Genomic DNA, 16,331 nt, shown 5'->3' on the forward strand with positions numbered 1-16,331 from the left:
TTCAGTGTAAAATGTACTTGGGTCATGTAAAAGTCCTCCTGGGTATGTTTTTGTCGTTAAAAACATTGTACCGTAAAAGGACTGTTATATGGCCTTTTTACTTTTACACAATTATACGGACTTTATCTAAAAATAAGAGCCTAATACAATATCAAAAGATTGATATGTTTCAGACTCTCATTTCACTAACTTATATAGCTGAATTATTTTGCAGCTTTAATTAATTTTTCTTTTAAATCTTTACGCATGAAATCTAATGTATAAGGATCGTTGTACCAGTATGTACCAGCATCAACTTTAACAATATGTCCTTCTTTAGTAGCTTTCAAATTCTTCCACATGTTAGTTGATTCATATCCTGGTGTAGGTTTACCTTCACTTGTACTCACAATGTAATCACCAGCATATTTTTCAATTTCTTCTTGTTTCACTTCAGCCCAACCTGCTTTTGCAGTTAACTTTTGTTGTTCTGGTTGCATTTTTAAACCAAATGCTTGATATAATACTTCTCCACCACGACCCCAGTTATCGCCGTAAGTGTATAATTTTTTATCAAATTCATCAAACAATGACACTGTTGCATCTTGTCCAATTGCTTTTTTAATTTCTTTACCGTCTTTAGCAGTTGTTTCTTCCCAATCTTTCTTCCAAGCTTTTACTTTATCTTCTTTACCAACAATTTCCCCTAACATTTCTTGTTGTTCTAAATATTTATGCTTATTATAGTCAACAACTACTGTTGGTGCTACTTTTTGATATTTTTTAATGTCTTTGTCAGTAGAGTATACAATAATTAAATCTGGCTTTTCTTTAGCAACTTTTTCTACATCGCCATCACCAATTTTTGTAACACCTTTAAATTTATCTTTTAATACTTTGCTTTGATCGACTTGTTGATTTACAGCTACAATGTTTGCACCTAATTTTTTAAGTCCACCAGCATATGTTGGCGCAACTACTGCAATGCGTTTAGGGTCTTTCGGAATATCTACCGTTTTGCCATCGTCCATTTTATAAGATTTAGTTTCAGCTTTGTTATTTTTTTCACCTTGGTTCCCACACGCAGCTAACACTAATAACATAATTATTAATGGTAATAATAGTTTTTTCATAATTTCCTCCTATTGAAAATGATTATCAATTATTCCAAAATTATACAAGATTGCATATACATTTACAATAGCTAGTGCTATTTATTTTTTTATTTTCGCAAAAAATTTAGCAAAATATCTTAACATCCCTATAAATCCCCACAAAAAAGGGTAAATCCGAACGTCAAATTTCATCTCTTTATGCCAATCAACGATCGATTTACCTTTTTAAATTTAAAATGTATCTGTAATACTCTTAGCAATATTTGTATATGCTGCATCTTCCATAGGTGGATTGTGTAATCCTGCACGCATGTCACGATAGTAACGTTGTAATGGTCGATTCATTTCTAAGCTTTTAGCACCAACTATTCTCATCGCTAAATCAATCACTTCAAGCCCTTGATTCATTACCATCACTTTACTCGCACTTGTTGAATTTCTTATCTGACTGTCATCTTTATATTGTTGATACCCTTTTGCTGTACTCCATAAAAATTGTCTCGCACATAACAATAGCGTTTCCATTTTCCCTAAATTTTGTTGCACAGTTGGCAATGTTGCAATCGTTCCTTCAATACTATTAGGGCTATGTTGGATTGCAAAGTCTACAGCATAATTTCTAGCAGCTTGTGCTATACCTAAATAACAGCTTGGTATATGCAATATCCAACCATTTGGCGCTTTACTTTTCTCTGTTTCCACTAAATGTTTTAATGGTACTTTTACATCATTTAATATTAAATCATGACTTTCTGTCGCTCGCATACCTAATACGTCCCAATTATCGGCAATTTCAACACCAGGCAAATTCCTGTCCACTAAGAAAAAACCAACACTTTCTAATTCTTCTATATAAGCAGCAACAATAATATGTGTTAGTGCTTTACTCATTGATGTATATGTCTTCACACCATTTAAAATATACCCATCATCAGCTTTAACAGCATGTGTACTTGGTCTTCCCCCTCTTGTTGGACTACCCATTTCAGCTTCACTAACTGCTCTATTAACTAATGCACCATTATTAATTTCAACAGCAAATTGCTCCAACATATCTTGAGACCATAATTTCTGTTCATAAATTTGTCCTACGACACTCACATGCCAACCAATAGATAATGCTGTGGCACCATCAAGTTCGCCTAAAAATGATTGCAAAATAACCATGTCTTCTATGGTCGCACCTTCACCACCATATGCTTTTGGTAACGTTAATTTTCCATAACCTTCTTTAATTAACCATTCAATATTTTTATATGGAAATTGGCTATGTTGATCATTATATTCAGCTTTAGCCTTAAATGTATCTCTAATTACTTTGAATTTTTCAATCCATTTTCTTTGAATTTCCGTTGTTATTAAAAAGGAATTATCCATATCATTCATATTAGTCACCCCACACAACACACAATATAAATTATTTATTCCTAGTTTAACACTCGACTTTAAAAATAAAAAGGAACGTGCTGTGAACAATTAAAAGAAAACTGATAATTCGATTAAGTATGCACTTAATTTTATCCATAAAAATACACCTTAAACTATACAATTCGCTGTATAGTTTAAGGTGATATTCAAACAATATTAGGTTTGATTTAACTATCAAGCATCTACTTTGTCATGTTTAATACCAGCAAATAATAAAATCCATGTCACGATAATAAATGGCAATGTTAATGCAGGTAAGCCAAACGGTTCAAGCAATGTTGTTGTACCTAGTTGCACCACTACTGTTAATAACACACCTAAAAAAGTCGAAATATAAGGGTTAATCGCTGTTTTAAATGTATATCCTAGTGCGATTGCCATTAATACAAAGTTATAACCGAATAATCCCTGATTAATATCATCATAATTACCACCTAATAGAGCTACAATGATAAAGCTTAACAAACTAGCTATAACAGCTAAGAGTGCTGCTTTTCTTGATGCTATCAATATGCCGATTAAAATACATACGCCACCAATTACACTCGCTTCGATAAATACTTGACTGAATCCTTCAAATAATGATTGAATAAAATGTATTCGATCATTGTTGCTAAAATTAACCGTTTCAATGTTTTGAGGCATTAACTTTAACGATGTATCTACAAATTTAACCTGTCCTGAAAGTAAAATTGTAAACCAAGTCACAATGACAAAAGGCATCGTCAGCATCGGAACTTTATATGGTCTTAAAACTTCTCTCACTGCAGCAGCAACTGGTAACGTTAATAAAGTTGCTATCATTGTTATAACAATATCTAATCCTGACTTATCTAAAAAGATTGTTAACGCAATGGCAGTTAACACTGGATTAAATCCAGCTAACCCATCATTAATCTCTGCCTCACTATAATTTATAAAACGCGCAAAAGTATAGGCGATGATGCTACCTACAATAGCCGCTAATCCAATTGTCCAATCGGCAACAAATAATCCTATTAAGATAAATAATCCTGTCCATTTATTACTAATTAACACAACCTGAGATATATTTTTCAAAAGCACATCTATTATCTTCAAATCTTTCACCTTTCCTTTGAATCATTACTCATTAATATACTACTATTCTATGAAAAGTTATATTAAAAACTATTTTGGTTTTTACATAAATATATTCCGCTATTTGTTTTCGATTAGATTGTTTGCTTCAATAGCGGATATGCTAAAAATATAATTTTCTAATTACACATTGAACTTTGTATATTACTTGTTTATCACAACAATTAGGATTAATATAAATTTTGTAAATTGTATCTAATATGAAATTGGGGGTTTTAATTTGCATTTTACACAACGAGAGCAAGACAAATTAATGATTGTAGTGGCGGCGGAAGTTGCACGTCGTCGTAAAGCACGTGGTTTGAAACTAAATCATCCTGAGGCATTAGCTTTAATCAGCGATGAATTATTAGAAGGTGCACGCGATGGTAAGACCGTTGCAGAGTTAATGAGTTATGGTAGACAAATTCTAAACAAAGAAGATGTCATGGATGGTGTCGAACACATGATTACAGATATCGAAATCGAGGCTACGTTCCCCGATGGTACTAAGTTAATCACAGTACATCACCCTATTGTTTAAAGGAGGCAGTCAAATGATACCAGGAGAAATTATTACAAAAAGTACAGAGGTTGAAATTAATAACCATCATCCTGAAACAGTTATCGAAGTTGAAAATACAGGAGATCGACCAATTCAAGTGGGCTCACATTTTCATTTTTATGAAGCAAATGCAGCATTAGATTTCGAACGTGAAATGGCATATGGAAAACATTTAGATATTCCAGCTGGAGCAGCTGTTCGATTTGAACCTGGGGATAAAAAAGAAGTTCAATTAGTTGAATATGCTGGCAAACGTAAAATTTTTGGTTTTCGTGGTATGGTCAATGGTCCTATCGATGAGTCACGTGTCTATCGCCCAACTGATGAAAATGATGAATATGCAGGTGTATTCGGAGATAACGGTGCTGAAAACGTGAATAAAAAAGGAGGAAAAAGATCATGAGCTTTAAAATGACGCAAAATCAATATACGAGCTTATACGGTCCAACTGTTGGAGATTCCATTCGTTTAGGTGATACGAATCTATTTGCTCAAATAGAAAAAGACTATGCGGTTTATGGTGAAGAAGCTACTTTTGGTGGTGGTAAATCTATTAGAGACGGTATGGCGCAAAATCCTCGTGTAACACGTGATGACGTGAACGTTGCAGACCTTGTCATTTCTAATGCCGTTATTATCGATTACGATAAAGTGGTTAAAGCTGATATAGGCATTAAAAATGGTTATATTTTCGCCATAGGTAATGCCGGCAACCCAGATATAATGGATAATGTCGACATTATTATAGGTTCAACAACAGATATCATTGCCGCTGAAGGTAAAATCGTCACTGCTGGTGGTATTGATACTCATGTTCATTTTATTAATCCTGAACAAGCAGAGGTCGCATTAGAAAGTGGTATTACGACTCATATTGGTGGTGGTACTGGTGCTTCAGAAGGTTCTAAAGCAACAACTGTAACTCCAGGTCCATGGCATATTCATAGAATGTTAGAAGCTGCCGAAGGTTTACCGATTAATGTCGGTTTTACAGGTAAAGGACAAGCAACAAATCCAACTGCACTCATTGAACAAATCAATGCCGGAGCAATTGGATTAAAAGTACATGAAGACTGGGGGGCAACACCATCTGCTTTGAGTCATGCATTAGATGTTGCTGATGAATTTGATGTTCAAATTGCATTACATGCAGATACTTTAAATGAAGCAGGATTTATGGAAGACACAATGGCTGCTGTTAAAGACCGTGTACTTCATATGTACCATACTGAAGGTGCTGGTGGCGGTCATGCGCCTGATTTAATTAAATCCGCTGCATTTTCAAATATTTTACCTTCATCTACAAATCCAACTTTGCCTTATACACATAATACTGTAGATGAACATTTAGATATGGTAATGATTACTCACCATTTAAATGCGGCTATTCCTGAAGATATCGCATTCGCAGATTCACGTATTCGTAAAGAAACGATTGCAGCAGAAGATGTTCTGCAAGATATGGGTGTATTCAGTATGATTAGTTCCGATTCACAAGCAATGGGCCGTGTAGGTGAAGTAATTACACGAACATGGCAAGTAGCACATCGCATGAAAGAACAACGTGGTCCTTTAGATGGTGATTTTGAACATAATGATAATAATCGCATCAAACGTTATATCGCTAAATATACAATTAACCCAGCAATTACACATGGTATTTCTGAATATGTAGGATCTATCGAGCCGGGCAAACTAGCTGACATTGTCTTATGGGACCCAATTTTCTTTGGGGTTAAACCTGAATTAGTTGTAAAGGGCGGATTAATTAACTCTGCCGTAAATGGCGATGCAAATGGTTCTATACCTACATCTGAACCGATGAAGTACCGTAAAATGTATGGTCAATACGGCGGAAACCTTACAAGTACGTCAATGACATTCGTGTCTAAAACTGCTTATGAAAATGGTATCAATCGTGCATTAAATTTAAAACGCATGGTGCGTCCAGTTAAAAATATTAGACAATTATCTAAAGCAGATATGAAAAATAACAGCGCAACACCTAAATTAGACGTTGATCCACAAACATATGAAGTATATGTAGATGGAGAAAAAATTACAAGTAATGCAGCAACTGAGTTACCATTAACTCAAAGATACTTCTTATTCTAGGAGGAACATAGAATGATTGTTGAAGAAATCCAAGGCAATATTGCCAATTTGTCAAATTCAGAAAAACAAAAGCACGTCGAAAAAGTATACCTTGAAAATTCAGATCTTGTTAAACGTATTCAAAGAGTCGTTACAGACCATGGCACTGAAATAGGCATTCGTTTAAAACAACCTATTGACTTACAATATGGAGATATTTTATACGCAGATGACCATAATATGATTATTGTGGATGTTAATTCAGAAGATCTTTTAGTGATTCAACCAAGAACATTGCAAGAAATGGGAGATATAGCCCATCAATTAGGAAATCGTCATTTGCCAGCACAATTTACAGAGACTGAAATGCTAGTACAATATGATTATTTAGTTGAAGATTTATTAAAAAGTTTAGGCATCCCATATGTTCGAGAAGACCGTAAAGTTAATAAGGCTTTCAGACATATAGGGCATTCTCATGATTGATCATACACACTTAAGATTATTTCAGTTCTGTGATTCACAGTTTCCAACAGGTGCTTTCAGTCATTCATTTGGTCTTGAAACATATATTCAACGAAATATAATTCATGACGATCATACTTTTATTGCTTGGTTAAAAATGTTTTTACAAGAGCAACTTACCTATTCTGATGGTTTAGCCATGCGTTTAGTTTATGATGCATTGGAAAATGATGATACACAAAAAGTATTACACATAGATAAACTGATGTTTGTTCAAAACTTACCTAAAGAAACACGTGTTGGTGCAAAACAAATGGGGACTCGCATGGTTAAATTGGCTTTAGAACTTTATAATAGCCCATGGATTGCTTGGTATCATCAACAAATGCAAGATAAGAAAGCAAAGTTAAATCCAGCTATTTGTTTTACTATGCTAGGCCATCATTTAGGTGTAGATATTGAAACGATTATTGATTACTATTTATATCAAAATGTTTCAAGTTTAACTCAAAATGCTGTTCGTGCTATTCCACTTGGACAAACTGCTGGTCAAAAGATAGTTACTCACATGATTCCTTATATAGAAGGAACAAGAAAGCAGATTTTCGAATTAAAAGAAGCAGATTTTGGCATGACAGCGCCTGGTTTAGAACTAAATCAAATGGCGCATGAGAACGTCAATGTTAGAATTTTCATATCATAGGAGGTTATAATTGTGGCAAATCCGATTAAAATTGGTATTGGTGGTCCTGTAGGTGCAGGTAAAACACAATTAATTGAAAAAGTTGTAAAACGTCTTTCAAAAGAAATGAGTATCGGCGTTATTACAAATGATATATATACAAAAGAAGACGAAAAGATATTAGTAAATTCAGGAGTTCTACCTGAAAGTCGTATCATTGGTGTTGAAACTGGTGGATGTCCTCATACTGCGATTCGTGAAGATGCATCTATGAACTTTGCAGCAATAGACGAATTATTAGAACGTCATGACGATATAGAACTAATTTTCATAGAATCTGGTGGCGATAACTTAGCAGCAACATTTAGCCCAGAACTTGTTGACTTTTCAATATATATTATCGATGTTGCTCAAGGTGAAAAGATTCCACGTAAAGGTGGTCAAGGTATGATTAAGTCAGATTTCTTTGTAATTAACAAAACTGATTTAGCTCCCTATGTAGGTGCATCATTAGAACAAATGGCTGAAGATACTAAAGTATTTCGTGGTAAACGTCCATTTACTTTTACTAACTTAAAAACCGACGAAGGTTTGGATGAAGTTATCGATTGGATTGAACGCGACACTTTACTCAAAGGATTATCATAATGGATGAACAACAATGGACTGGGCAACTTGATTTAACAGTGTTTTTCGATGGCAATCGATCAGTATCAAGAGATATTTTCTTTGAAAAAGCACTTAAAGTGATACGTCCAGTTTATCTAAATCAATCTACCATTCCTACATTTTATATAGTAAATGTAGGTGGTGGCTATTTAGATGGAGATCGTTACCGTATGAATGTGAATGTCGAAGATAACGCTAAAGTGACATTGACATCTCAAGGTGCAACAAAAATATACAAGACACCTTCCAATCATGTTGAGCAGTATCAAACTTTTAATTTGAAAGATAACGCATATTTAGAATATGTCGCTGATCCAATCATCGCATATGAAAATGCTAAATTTTATCAACACAATACGTTCAATCTCAATAATTCTAGTTCATTATTTTATACTGATATTTTAACTCCTGGTTATTCAAAAACTGGCGAAGCCTTCAAGTATCAATATATGCATTTAATAAATGAAATTTATATTGAAGATGAGTTAGTCACATATGATAATTTATTATTGAATCCTAATAAACAATCGATCAATGAAATAGGTTATATGGAACATTACTCTCATTATGGCTCTGCTTACTTCATACATGAAGATGTTAACCAAAAACTAATCGATTCAGTTTATGAAACCATTAGTTCTTATAGCAATACATTCGATTGTCGTGTTGCTATTTCTCAATTGCCTACACATGGTTTTGCAGTTAGAATTTTTGCTTATCGCACACAAATTATAGAGAAAATACTTGGAACCATCCAAAGCTATATCGCAGAAAATATTTATGATCGTAAACTTGATTTTCTAAGAAAATATTAAAATAAAAAGACTAGTGTACCTTGTTTCAAGCTTAATAAGCTGAAATAAGGTATGGCTAGTCTTTAACTTTAATTAAAGCATCTTCAATATTTAAATTTTAAGTTAATTTTATGTCCCAATGCTGAATAAATAACTTCGTTTTAATAAATTGTTATCGTTCAATGTTATTAAACGCAATTAACCTTGATTTAATTTTTAATGTATTCTTCTAATTCTGAAATCAGTTTTTGAATATTTGCTTTTTGTGTATCTGTAACATAAACAATAACTGTTCTTTCGTCTTGTAAACTTCTTTTCTTTGATAACAATTTTAAATCTTTTAGCTTTTGTAAAGCTTTAGTTAAATAGTAAGGTTTGAACTCTGAGCACTTAGCAATCTCTTTAGATGAGATTTCGTTAGACTCACTTCTTAAAATATGATTTAAAATATAAATTTCTTCATAGTTCAAATTGAACTTCTTTTTTGTATCTCTGAAAAACTTCTTAACTTGAAATGTTGCGTTGACTAAATCATTAATGTCATTAATTTTACTCATTATTAAACCACTCCTCTGATGCACATCTTGTTGTAGCAAGGTTCACATGTAATTTATTAAATCGAAACTCTATCCAACTATGTTATAAAGTTCATTCTAAACAAATAAGTATAAAAATTCAATATTTTTATTACTAGAATATGGTTAAATACATTTATTTCTTATAATAATTTGATGTTTAAGATATTTTGCCAAATTGAAAAATATTAGTCTGAATATTTTGTATCTTAACTGATATGTAAACTTTTAAAATTTTAATCTATATCAACGTGTTTGATTTGATATTTTTTATATTAATTGGATGGCTTGCTCACAAAATTTATAAAATATAAAAAAAGAAGAGCTTTAAATCATAACGCATGCCATTTATCTTTAAATGCAATGAGTTATCATTCAAACTCTTCTTATCAACCTACATACATTGACATTATACTATCATATGTTGTTTTACATATTCAACAAACATTTCAACGTTATCACTTTTAATATCATGCATTGGGACATTACCAATATTAAATTTGAACATTATAGTTTGACCATCATAATCTATCTTCTCTATTTCATTATAACTAATACTTCTATAATAAAATTGGCCATTCATATCTACATTCATAATTAATCTTTCATTTGTTGCTATAAATGCCCCTTCAAATTCATTCTCACCTTGAACTTGATACTCAATTATTCCTAGCACTGACGGACCCTTTTTTTCAGTTGGAAATAAATCATTCGGATTCACATTATCTAAAATCATAATATCCCTCCCACTTAAAACTATAAACTATTCTTCATAGGTATATGAAATACAAGTGATTAACTATTTATTATTAAGCTTAACTTGTATTCCCTTTTCAAGATAATTATAACATGCTTGAATAAGCATAGTGACTTTAGAAAACTTTTCTCGCTTGATTGTTACAATAACACGTCTTTCATCTAATTCACATCTCTCTTTTTTAACTAATCCCTTCAAAATTAAACACTTTAAAATCGGGCTAACCGCAAATATCGGGTGATGGAATTCACCCTGTAATTCTTTAACCGTCAATTGACCTTTATGCAGATTTAATATTCCTAAAACGTATAACTCTTCTAATGTTAATTGACACATATTTAAATAACACTTTAGATTTCGAAATAATTCTTGTGACGACAATAAATACGATACATAGTCACAACTAAAATCAAATGTATATTGACCAAAATAACGTTCAATATAGTCACTAAGCTCATTATTCATATATTCTATTTTATCTATATGCATTTTATTAATCGAAATAGTCAATTTACGTTGATCCCTTTGATCTCTTCCTTTCAATAGCCATTGATGATTGTTTAAATAACTTAACATTTGAAGAAGTGCCATCTTAGATTGGATTTCTTTCATTTTTAATAACCTATCTATTGAAGCGCTATTGGAATCAGAATTATCATATTTAACTAATAGATTTAATAGTTTCACTTGAGTCAAAGTGAGATGAAATGAATATTTCAACATATCATTAATGACTTTCAACATTAGTATGTGTGCAGTTAAACGCTTAACTTTAAATTTAGACATCTTTAAAACCTCTCTTAAACCATGCCTATATCTCAAGATGATATTTCAAATGAACAATACTATTGCTTGAGACCATTAATGAATGATCATAAATATTTCTTTCTATAAAATTAGCTTTCCAATAACTGTGTTGTTGCATAATATCATTCACAAGTACACCATTTTCGGAAGTATGATTATCTTTATCTATACTTAAAACAATTTGTTTAGTTTTAGCATGGCTAAATTGTTGAAGACCCTTACACGATAAACGTATAGCGTCTGAATTCTCATTTAACAATGCGGCTGGCAAACAAATGACACATTGTACTTCATGTTTGAACTTCGTTACAATCATCGTGTCATTTTGATAAATAACAATCCCTCGTAATTGATTAAGTATATTTATGATAAAAATGAATATTGATAATCTAGTTAAATTTATTTCTTTGCTCGCTTCACTTATAATTGACATGTGCATAATAAGTCCTCGAAATTTTGTATAATTTGTCAAAAGTTCAGTAACCTTATTAAAATCAGACATTGTGATTTTTTCTTTTAAGTCATTATTCTCATTAATCAAATCTACATCACATATAATTTTAGAACATGCAATAGACACCTGTTCTATTTGTCTTAGCGGTAAGATAAAATAGTCTATTAGATGATCAATTTCTTTATCATAGCGCGTATTCAACTCTTTTGGTTCCAGATGATATATTAATTCAAATACTCCTATATAATTATCTATTAAGCGTTTCAGTTTTTGAATTGCAGTAATATTTAAGTCGTTAATTAAAAATGCAATCTTACATCTATTACTCTCAAATGTCATATTAAAAATTGTGGCTACTAGCTTTTCTATCTTGCCTCTTTCAGTACTCGTTAACAATTCCTTATATTCATGTTTAATACGAAATACTACATTTACATTGTAGTTCACTATCTTTTGAAGTAATAAAGTGATTTGTTCAATCGATAGCTCATTGCTTGTGTCGATTGTAACAATTATATGCAAGTTTTCAGGATTAACACCTAATCTTTGAATGATTTGTTTAATAGTATAATAATCCATCCAATAAAAATTACTTCCTTTAATATAAATGTTTTTAGGTTGATACATTTGACTCCTTTTTGTAGGCTCAAAAGGTATATCAATCTCGCGCATACTTGAAGAACTTTGATTAGTATCATCAAATAATTCAATTATATTTTTATCAATTTCAACTAATTGGGAATGGTTAATTGAATGAGATGTTGGACTATATCTTTTTCTAATTAATTTAGGAGTGTTACCATACGTTTCTTTAAAGAGGTGTATAAAACGAGAATAATGATTAAAACCATGACTACTTGCGATTTCTTCAATAGGCTTCTTAGAAGTTAAAATATCAATTAAGCAATGCTCCAGTCTAATATGATTTAAATATTGAATAAAATTACTATAAGGTGTCGCTTTAAACATGTCACTTAAAGCTTTGTTTGTAATACTAACTTGATTAATGACATCTTTCCTATTTATCTTTTTATGGTGGTTGTTTGTTAAATAATCGTGCACTTCTTCGGCTACTAAATGACGACTACCATCGTATGTATTTAATGACATTAATTCAACACACATGTAATTAATAATCTTATCATTAGCATTATAAGACTGTTGTTTAATTTTGCTGTAGATTAAATACTTAATCAAGATTCTAAAAGTGCTAGCAACCTCATTTGTTAATACCTTGCCACGCATCATATAGTTTGCATTCATAAACTTCAAAAATGTCTTTGCACTTACTTCAACAACACAACATACACTATCATCATGACCATCAATTTGATACAAATCATTCAACATAATAACGGTGACATCATTTCTTTTTACATCATATTGTTGTAGATTGATTGAAACTACACCTGTACCTTGTAGCCAATATATAATTTTTAAGTTCGCTTCCTTCACACTACTCATTTTCATACTTTTATAAATATGTAGTGAATAATTATCTGTCATCTTACATCCTCACATATACAAATATATTGATTTACTCCTGTTTGTCTTTCTCAAATCAATTGTCAACATCTAATATTCACTACCAATTATATCGCCACATGTTTTTTAGCAGTAACAAAACATAAATCGATTATATCAAATAATACTTTTATTAAAACATTTTTTTATGCTAAATTAGGATATTTTATCCATTAAATATACATTTTCATCCAAATACCAAAGCTTTCATAATCATAGAAACTTGATCGTTCGTGTCGAATTTTTATGCATTTTCTGATTAAAAGTCCTATATTATGCACAAAATATACATTTAGAATTTTCAGTAATATTACAAATTTGTAACAGACTTATTTTCGGAACATTCAGTTTTCACAAAGAATGCCGTAGTTATAAGTTTTGCAAAATGCAAATTTCTATACTTTTAAAATTCTATTGTGTCAAGATATTAGCAAAAAATTACAAAACGTTAACAAAGCACACAAGGACGCTAATTTCTGTTATAGTCTTTCTTGTCGTTTAATTACGAGAGATAACTTATAACATTAATTTTGTCACACGGACATTACGAAAATATTTTAGATTTAAAATTTTTAGGAGGATATTTTTAAAATGAAGAAAATCGCTACAGCTACTATCGCAACTGCAGGATTCGCTACAATCGCAATTGCATCAGGAAATCAAGCTCATGCTTCTGAGCAAGATAACTACGGTTATAATCCAAATGACCCAACATCATATAGCTATACTTACACTATTGATGCACAAGGTAACTACCATTACACATGGAAAGGTAACTGGCATCCAAGTCCATTAAACCAAGATAATGGCTACTACAGCTATTACTACTACAATGGCTACAATAACTATAACTACAACAATTACAACAATGGTTATAGCTACAATAATTACAGCCGTTATAACAACTACTCAAATAATAATCAATCATATAACTACAATAACTATAATAGTTACAACACAAACAGCTACCGTACTGGTGGTTTAGGTGCAAGCTACAGCACTTCAAGCAACAATGTTCAAGTAACTACAACTATGGCTCCATCATCAAATGGCCGTTCAATCTCAAGTGGTTACACTTCTGGTCGTAACTTATACACTTCTGGTCAATGTACATACTACGTATTTGATCGTGTAGGTGGTAAAATCGGTTCAACTTGGGGCAATGCAAGTAACTGGGCTAACGCAGCTGCAAGAGCTGGTTACACAGTGAACAATACACCAAAAGCTGGTGCAATTATGCAAACAACTCAAGGTGCATACGGTCACGTTGCATACGTTGAAAGTGTTAACAGCAATGGTTCAGTAAGAGTTTCAGAAATGAACTATGGTTATGGCCCAGGTGTTGTAACTTCACGTACAATCTCAGCTAGCCAAGCTGCTGGTTATAACTTCATTCACTAATTAGTGATGACTAAGTTTTACGCCAACAAGGTTTCAAGAGCCTTGTTGGCTTTTTTAATTTCTATGAAAAAAATCGAATTGGTAAAAATCTCAAAATTTCGATTTTCACCAATCCGATTCACTCTGTAATAAAGAATAAACAACATACAGCCATTGACACACCCAAATTTAGGCATGTCAAATCGGCTATACATTGATAAATTTTTAGTTAAAGTACTTACAAATATACTTGCCTTCAAATTCTCAATTAATTTAGTCATTACAAATCATGACATAAAACTTACATTACATATATCAACATGTTCCGCTACAAAACATATTCAGTATATGTATAGAGGATATTTATTCTAAGTTAAAACCTTTTCAAATTATAACCGCTACAATTATAAATGATTAAAGTGTTTCAACATATTATATATATTCCACGCTCACATTAAGTTAAACGTGAATTCGATGACTTTTTAATACCTATCCCTGTAAAACCATAGATAATTGCTATAATTGCGCATAAATAACATGGTACTGTCCATATGAAAAATTCTTCAACAGAGACATGAAGTTGATTCGTATAGTAAATACCTGATGTTCCCCATGGTATTAAAGGTAAGACCATCGTACTTGAGTCTTCAAGTGTTCTTGATAAAACGGAACGAGAGACTTGGTATTTTTCGAACAAATCTTTCATTAACACACCGACCATAATAATTACAATCGAAGCAACACCTGCAGCGAATACAAGCGCAATACAACAAATAACAGTAATACATATTAAACTTCCTACAGAATGGATGCCTTTAGAAATAGTAGTTAATAAGACTTCTAAACATCCTGCTTTTTCTACAATACCTGCAAATGCATATCCGCAAAATATCGTTACTAATATTTGGGTCATACTCATCATACCACCCTGTTCTAACAAGCTTTTCACACTGGATGAAATATGAGACTGATGTATCATTGAGTCGTTAAAACCACTAAATGTTGCTTTGAAACCATCTGTCATTTTGAAATGATGATTAAAAGTCCCCACTATAATGGCAGAAAAGCTTGATATTACCATAGCTGGCACTGTAGCCATTTTAAATAGCAAACAAACAATGATCACAATTAAGGGAACCCAGACCCATATGTTAATTTGATAAATCTGTGCAAGCTCTGATAACAAAGTTTGAATCTGTTTATCATTTGAATGCCCTTTAAATTGAAATCCAGCAATAAACCATACTAATAAACCTATGATTGATGCAGGTATCGTCGTCCACATCATCGAATGTATATGTTTAAATATATTAACTTTAGTAACAAGCGCCGCTAAATTAGTTGTATCTGATAATGGTGACATTTTATCGCCAAATACAGCGCCTGCTATAATAGCACCCGCAGCCATCCCTGGAGGAATCCCCAATTGATTACCAATAGAAATAAGTGCAATCCCTGCAGTTGACGCAGAGCCCCATGCTGTACCAGTTACTACAGATGTAACAGCACTTATAAAAAAGGCTGATATTAAAAAATAGCTTGGATTCAATAAATCTAAGCCATAATAAATCAAGGCTGGCACTGTGCCAGAAAACATCCAACTGCCTACTATAATTCCTACCGCTAGTATAATTAAAATTGCAGGCATTGCAGTATTTAAACGTTCTGCAATGCCTTTTTCTAAATCTTGCCATGTTAAGCCTACACGTTTTGCAATCCATGTGGCATATGCTGAGGCAATAATTAATAATACTTGAATTGGAATATCAAAAAACACAAAGCCTGTTACAACAACAATAACCATTACAATCATTGTCGAAATTGATTCTAAAAAGGTTGGTTTTCTTTTCATCATCTATCGTCCCCTTCGCTTATTGATGAGAAACCTCTTTTCTTCAATTTATTGCTTTTGCATAATGCTATATCCTTTTCTATCTTCAAGCCA

General features: G+C 32.1%; 17 protein-coding genes. 8 read left to right on the plus strand and 9 right to left on the minus strand.

What is annotated here, in order from left to right:
• Positions 1–203: 203 nt before the first annotated feature.
• The 3 genes from IDG63_RS00005 to yut all read right to left on the minus strand — a co-directional run bounded on the left by IDG63_RS00005 (position 204) and on the right by yut (position 3,602).
• A complete protein-coding gene (locus IDG63_RS00005; protein ID WP_000735036.1) occupies positions 204–1,112 on the minus strand; it encodes an ABC transporter substrate-binding protein in 909 nt (302 codons plus the stop codon).
• 213 nt (positions 1,113–1,325) lie between these two features.
• Positions 1,326–2,480 (minus strand): acyl-CoA dehydrogenase family protein, encoded by a 1,155-nt coding sequence (locus tag IDG63_RS00010; protein ID WP_000999206.1) that lies wholly within the window; start codon positions 2,478–2,480, stop codon positions 1,326–1,328.
• 216 nt (positions 2,481–2,696) lie between these two features.
• Complete coding sequence (gene yut / locus IDG63_RS00015) at positions 2,697–3,602, minus strand: urea transporter (RefSeq protein WP_000691094.1); 906 nt, start codon at positions 3,600–3,602, stop codon at positions 2,697–2,699.
• A 259-nt stretch (positions 3,603–3,861) separates the two neighbouring features.
• On the opposite strand from yut, the gene IDG63_RS00020 reads away from it, so the two are divergent.
• From IDG63_RS00020 to IDG63_RS00050, 7 genes are read left to right on the plus strand one after another with little or no spacing between them, the layout of a single operon-like run.
• On the plus strand, positions 3,862–4,164 hold the full coding sequence (locus tag IDG63_RS00020; RefSeq protein WP_000545928.1) for an urease subunit gamma: 303 nt from the start codon (positions 3,862–3,864) through the stop codon (positions 4,162–4,164).
• 13 nt (positions 4,165–4,177) lie between these two features.
• Entirely contained in the window at positions 4,178–4,588 is a 411-nt protein-coding gene (locus tag IDG63_RS00025; RefSeq protein WP_000612128.1) for an urease subunit beta, read from the plus strand.
• Positions 4,585–6,300 carry an urease subunit alpha gene (gene ureC / locus IDG63_RS00030; RefSeq protein ID WP_000008673.1) on the plus strand — a complete coding sequence of 572 codons (1,716 nt, stop codon included), beginning with the start codon at positions 4,585–4,587 and terminating at the stop codon, positions 6,298–6,300. Before IDG63_RS00025 ends, ureC begins: the two co-directional genes overlap by 4 nt.
• 12 nt (positions 6,301–6,312) lie before the next feature.
• Positions 6,313–6,765: an urease accessory protein UreE gene (gene ureE, locus IDG63_RS00035; RefSeq protein ID WP_000634589.1), complete on the plus strand. Its 453-nt coding sequence runs from the start codon at positions 6,313–6,315 to the stop codon at positions 6,763–6,765.
• Positions 6,758–7,447, plus strand: a complete 690-nt coding sequence (locus tag IDG63_RS00040; RefSeq protein ID WP_000565255.1) for an urease accessory protein UreF — start codon at positions 6,758–6,760, stop codon at positions 7,445–7,447. The genes ureE and IDG63_RS00040 overlap by 8 nt, the downstream gene beginning before the upstream one ends.
• A gap of 12 nt (positions 7,448–7,459) precedes the next feature.
• On the plus strand, positions 7,460–8,074 hold the full coding sequence (gene ureG / locus IDG63_RS00045) for an urease accessory protein UreG (RefSeq protein WP_000002973.1): 615 nt from the start codon (positions 7,460–7,462) through the stop codon (positions 8,072–8,074).
• On the plus strand, positions 8,074–8,910 hold the full coding sequence (locus tag IDG63_RS00050; RefSeq protein WP_000344352.1) for an urease accessory protein UreD: 837 nt from the start codon (positions 8,074–8,076) through the stop codon (positions 8,908–8,910). Before ureG ends, IDG63_RS00050 begins: the two co-directional genes overlap by 1 nt.
• 188 nt (positions 8,911–9,098) lie before the next feature.
• Here the strand turns inward: IDG63_RS00050 and sarR are convergent, their stop codons facing one another.
• The 4 genes from sarR to IDG63_RS00070 form a co-directional block, all read right to left on the minus strand.
• Positions 9,099–9,446: an HTH-type transcriptional regulator SarR gene (sarR, locus tag IDG63_RS00055; protein WP_000036076.1), complete on the minus strand. Its 348-nt coding sequence runs from the start codon at positions 9,444–9,446 to the stop codon at positions 9,099–9,101.
• A 427-nt stretch (positions 9,447–9,873) separates the two neighbouring features.
• A complete protein-coding gene (locus IDG63_RS00060; RefSeq protein ID WP_000599589.1) occupies positions 9,874–10,200 on the minus strand; it encodes a PH domain-containing protein in 327 nt (108 codons plus the stop codon).
• A 63-nt stretch (positions 10,201–10,263) separates the two neighbouring features.
• Complete coding sequence (locus IDG63_RS00065; RefSeq protein ID WP_000032848.1) at positions 10,264–11,007, minus strand: SarA family transcriptional regulator; 744 nt, start codon at positions 11,005–11,007, stop codon at positions 10,264–10,266.
• Between the two features lie 25 nt (positions 11,008–11,032).
• Positions 11,033–12,988, minus strand: a complete 1,956-nt coding sequence (locus IDG63_RS00070; RefSeq protein WP_000131847.1) for a helix-turn-helix transcriptional regulator — start codon at positions 12,986–12,988, stop codon at positions 11,033–11,035.
• A gap of 609 nt (positions 12,989–13,597) precedes the next feature.
• On the opposite strand from IDG63_RS00070, the gene IDG63_RS00075 reads away from it, so the two are divergent.
• A complete protein-coding gene (locus tag IDG63_RS00075) occupies positions 13,598–14,407 on the plus strand; it encodes a CHAP domain-containing protein (protein WP_086095921.1) in 810 nt (269 codons plus the stop codon).
• 17 nt (positions 14,408–14,424) lie between these two features.
• Here the strand turns inward: IDG63_RS00075 and IDG63_RS00080 are convergent, their stop codons facing one another.
• Together IDG63_RS00080 and nhaC are read right to left on the minus strand one after the other, a co-directional pair.
• Positions 14,425–14,667, minus strand: a complete 243-nt coding sequence (locus IDG63_RS00080) for a hypothetical protein (RefSeq protein ID WP_001789136.1) — start codon at positions 14,665–14,667, stop codon at positions 14,425–14,427.
• A 173-nt stretch (positions 14,668–14,840) separates the two neighbouring features.
• A complete protein-coding gene (gene nhaC, locus IDG63_RS00085) occupies positions 14,841–16,241 on the minus strand; it encodes a Na+/H+ antiporter NhaC (RefSeq protein WP_000977742.1) in 1,401 nt (466 codons plus the stop codon).
• Between the last annotated feature and the right edge of the window lie 90 nt (positions 16,242–16,331).

Source organism: Staphylococcus sp. EG-SA-14, assembly GCF_017151935.1.
GTDB lineage: Bacteria > Bacillota > Bacilli > Staphylococcales > Staphylococcaceae > Staphylococcus > Staphylococcus aureus.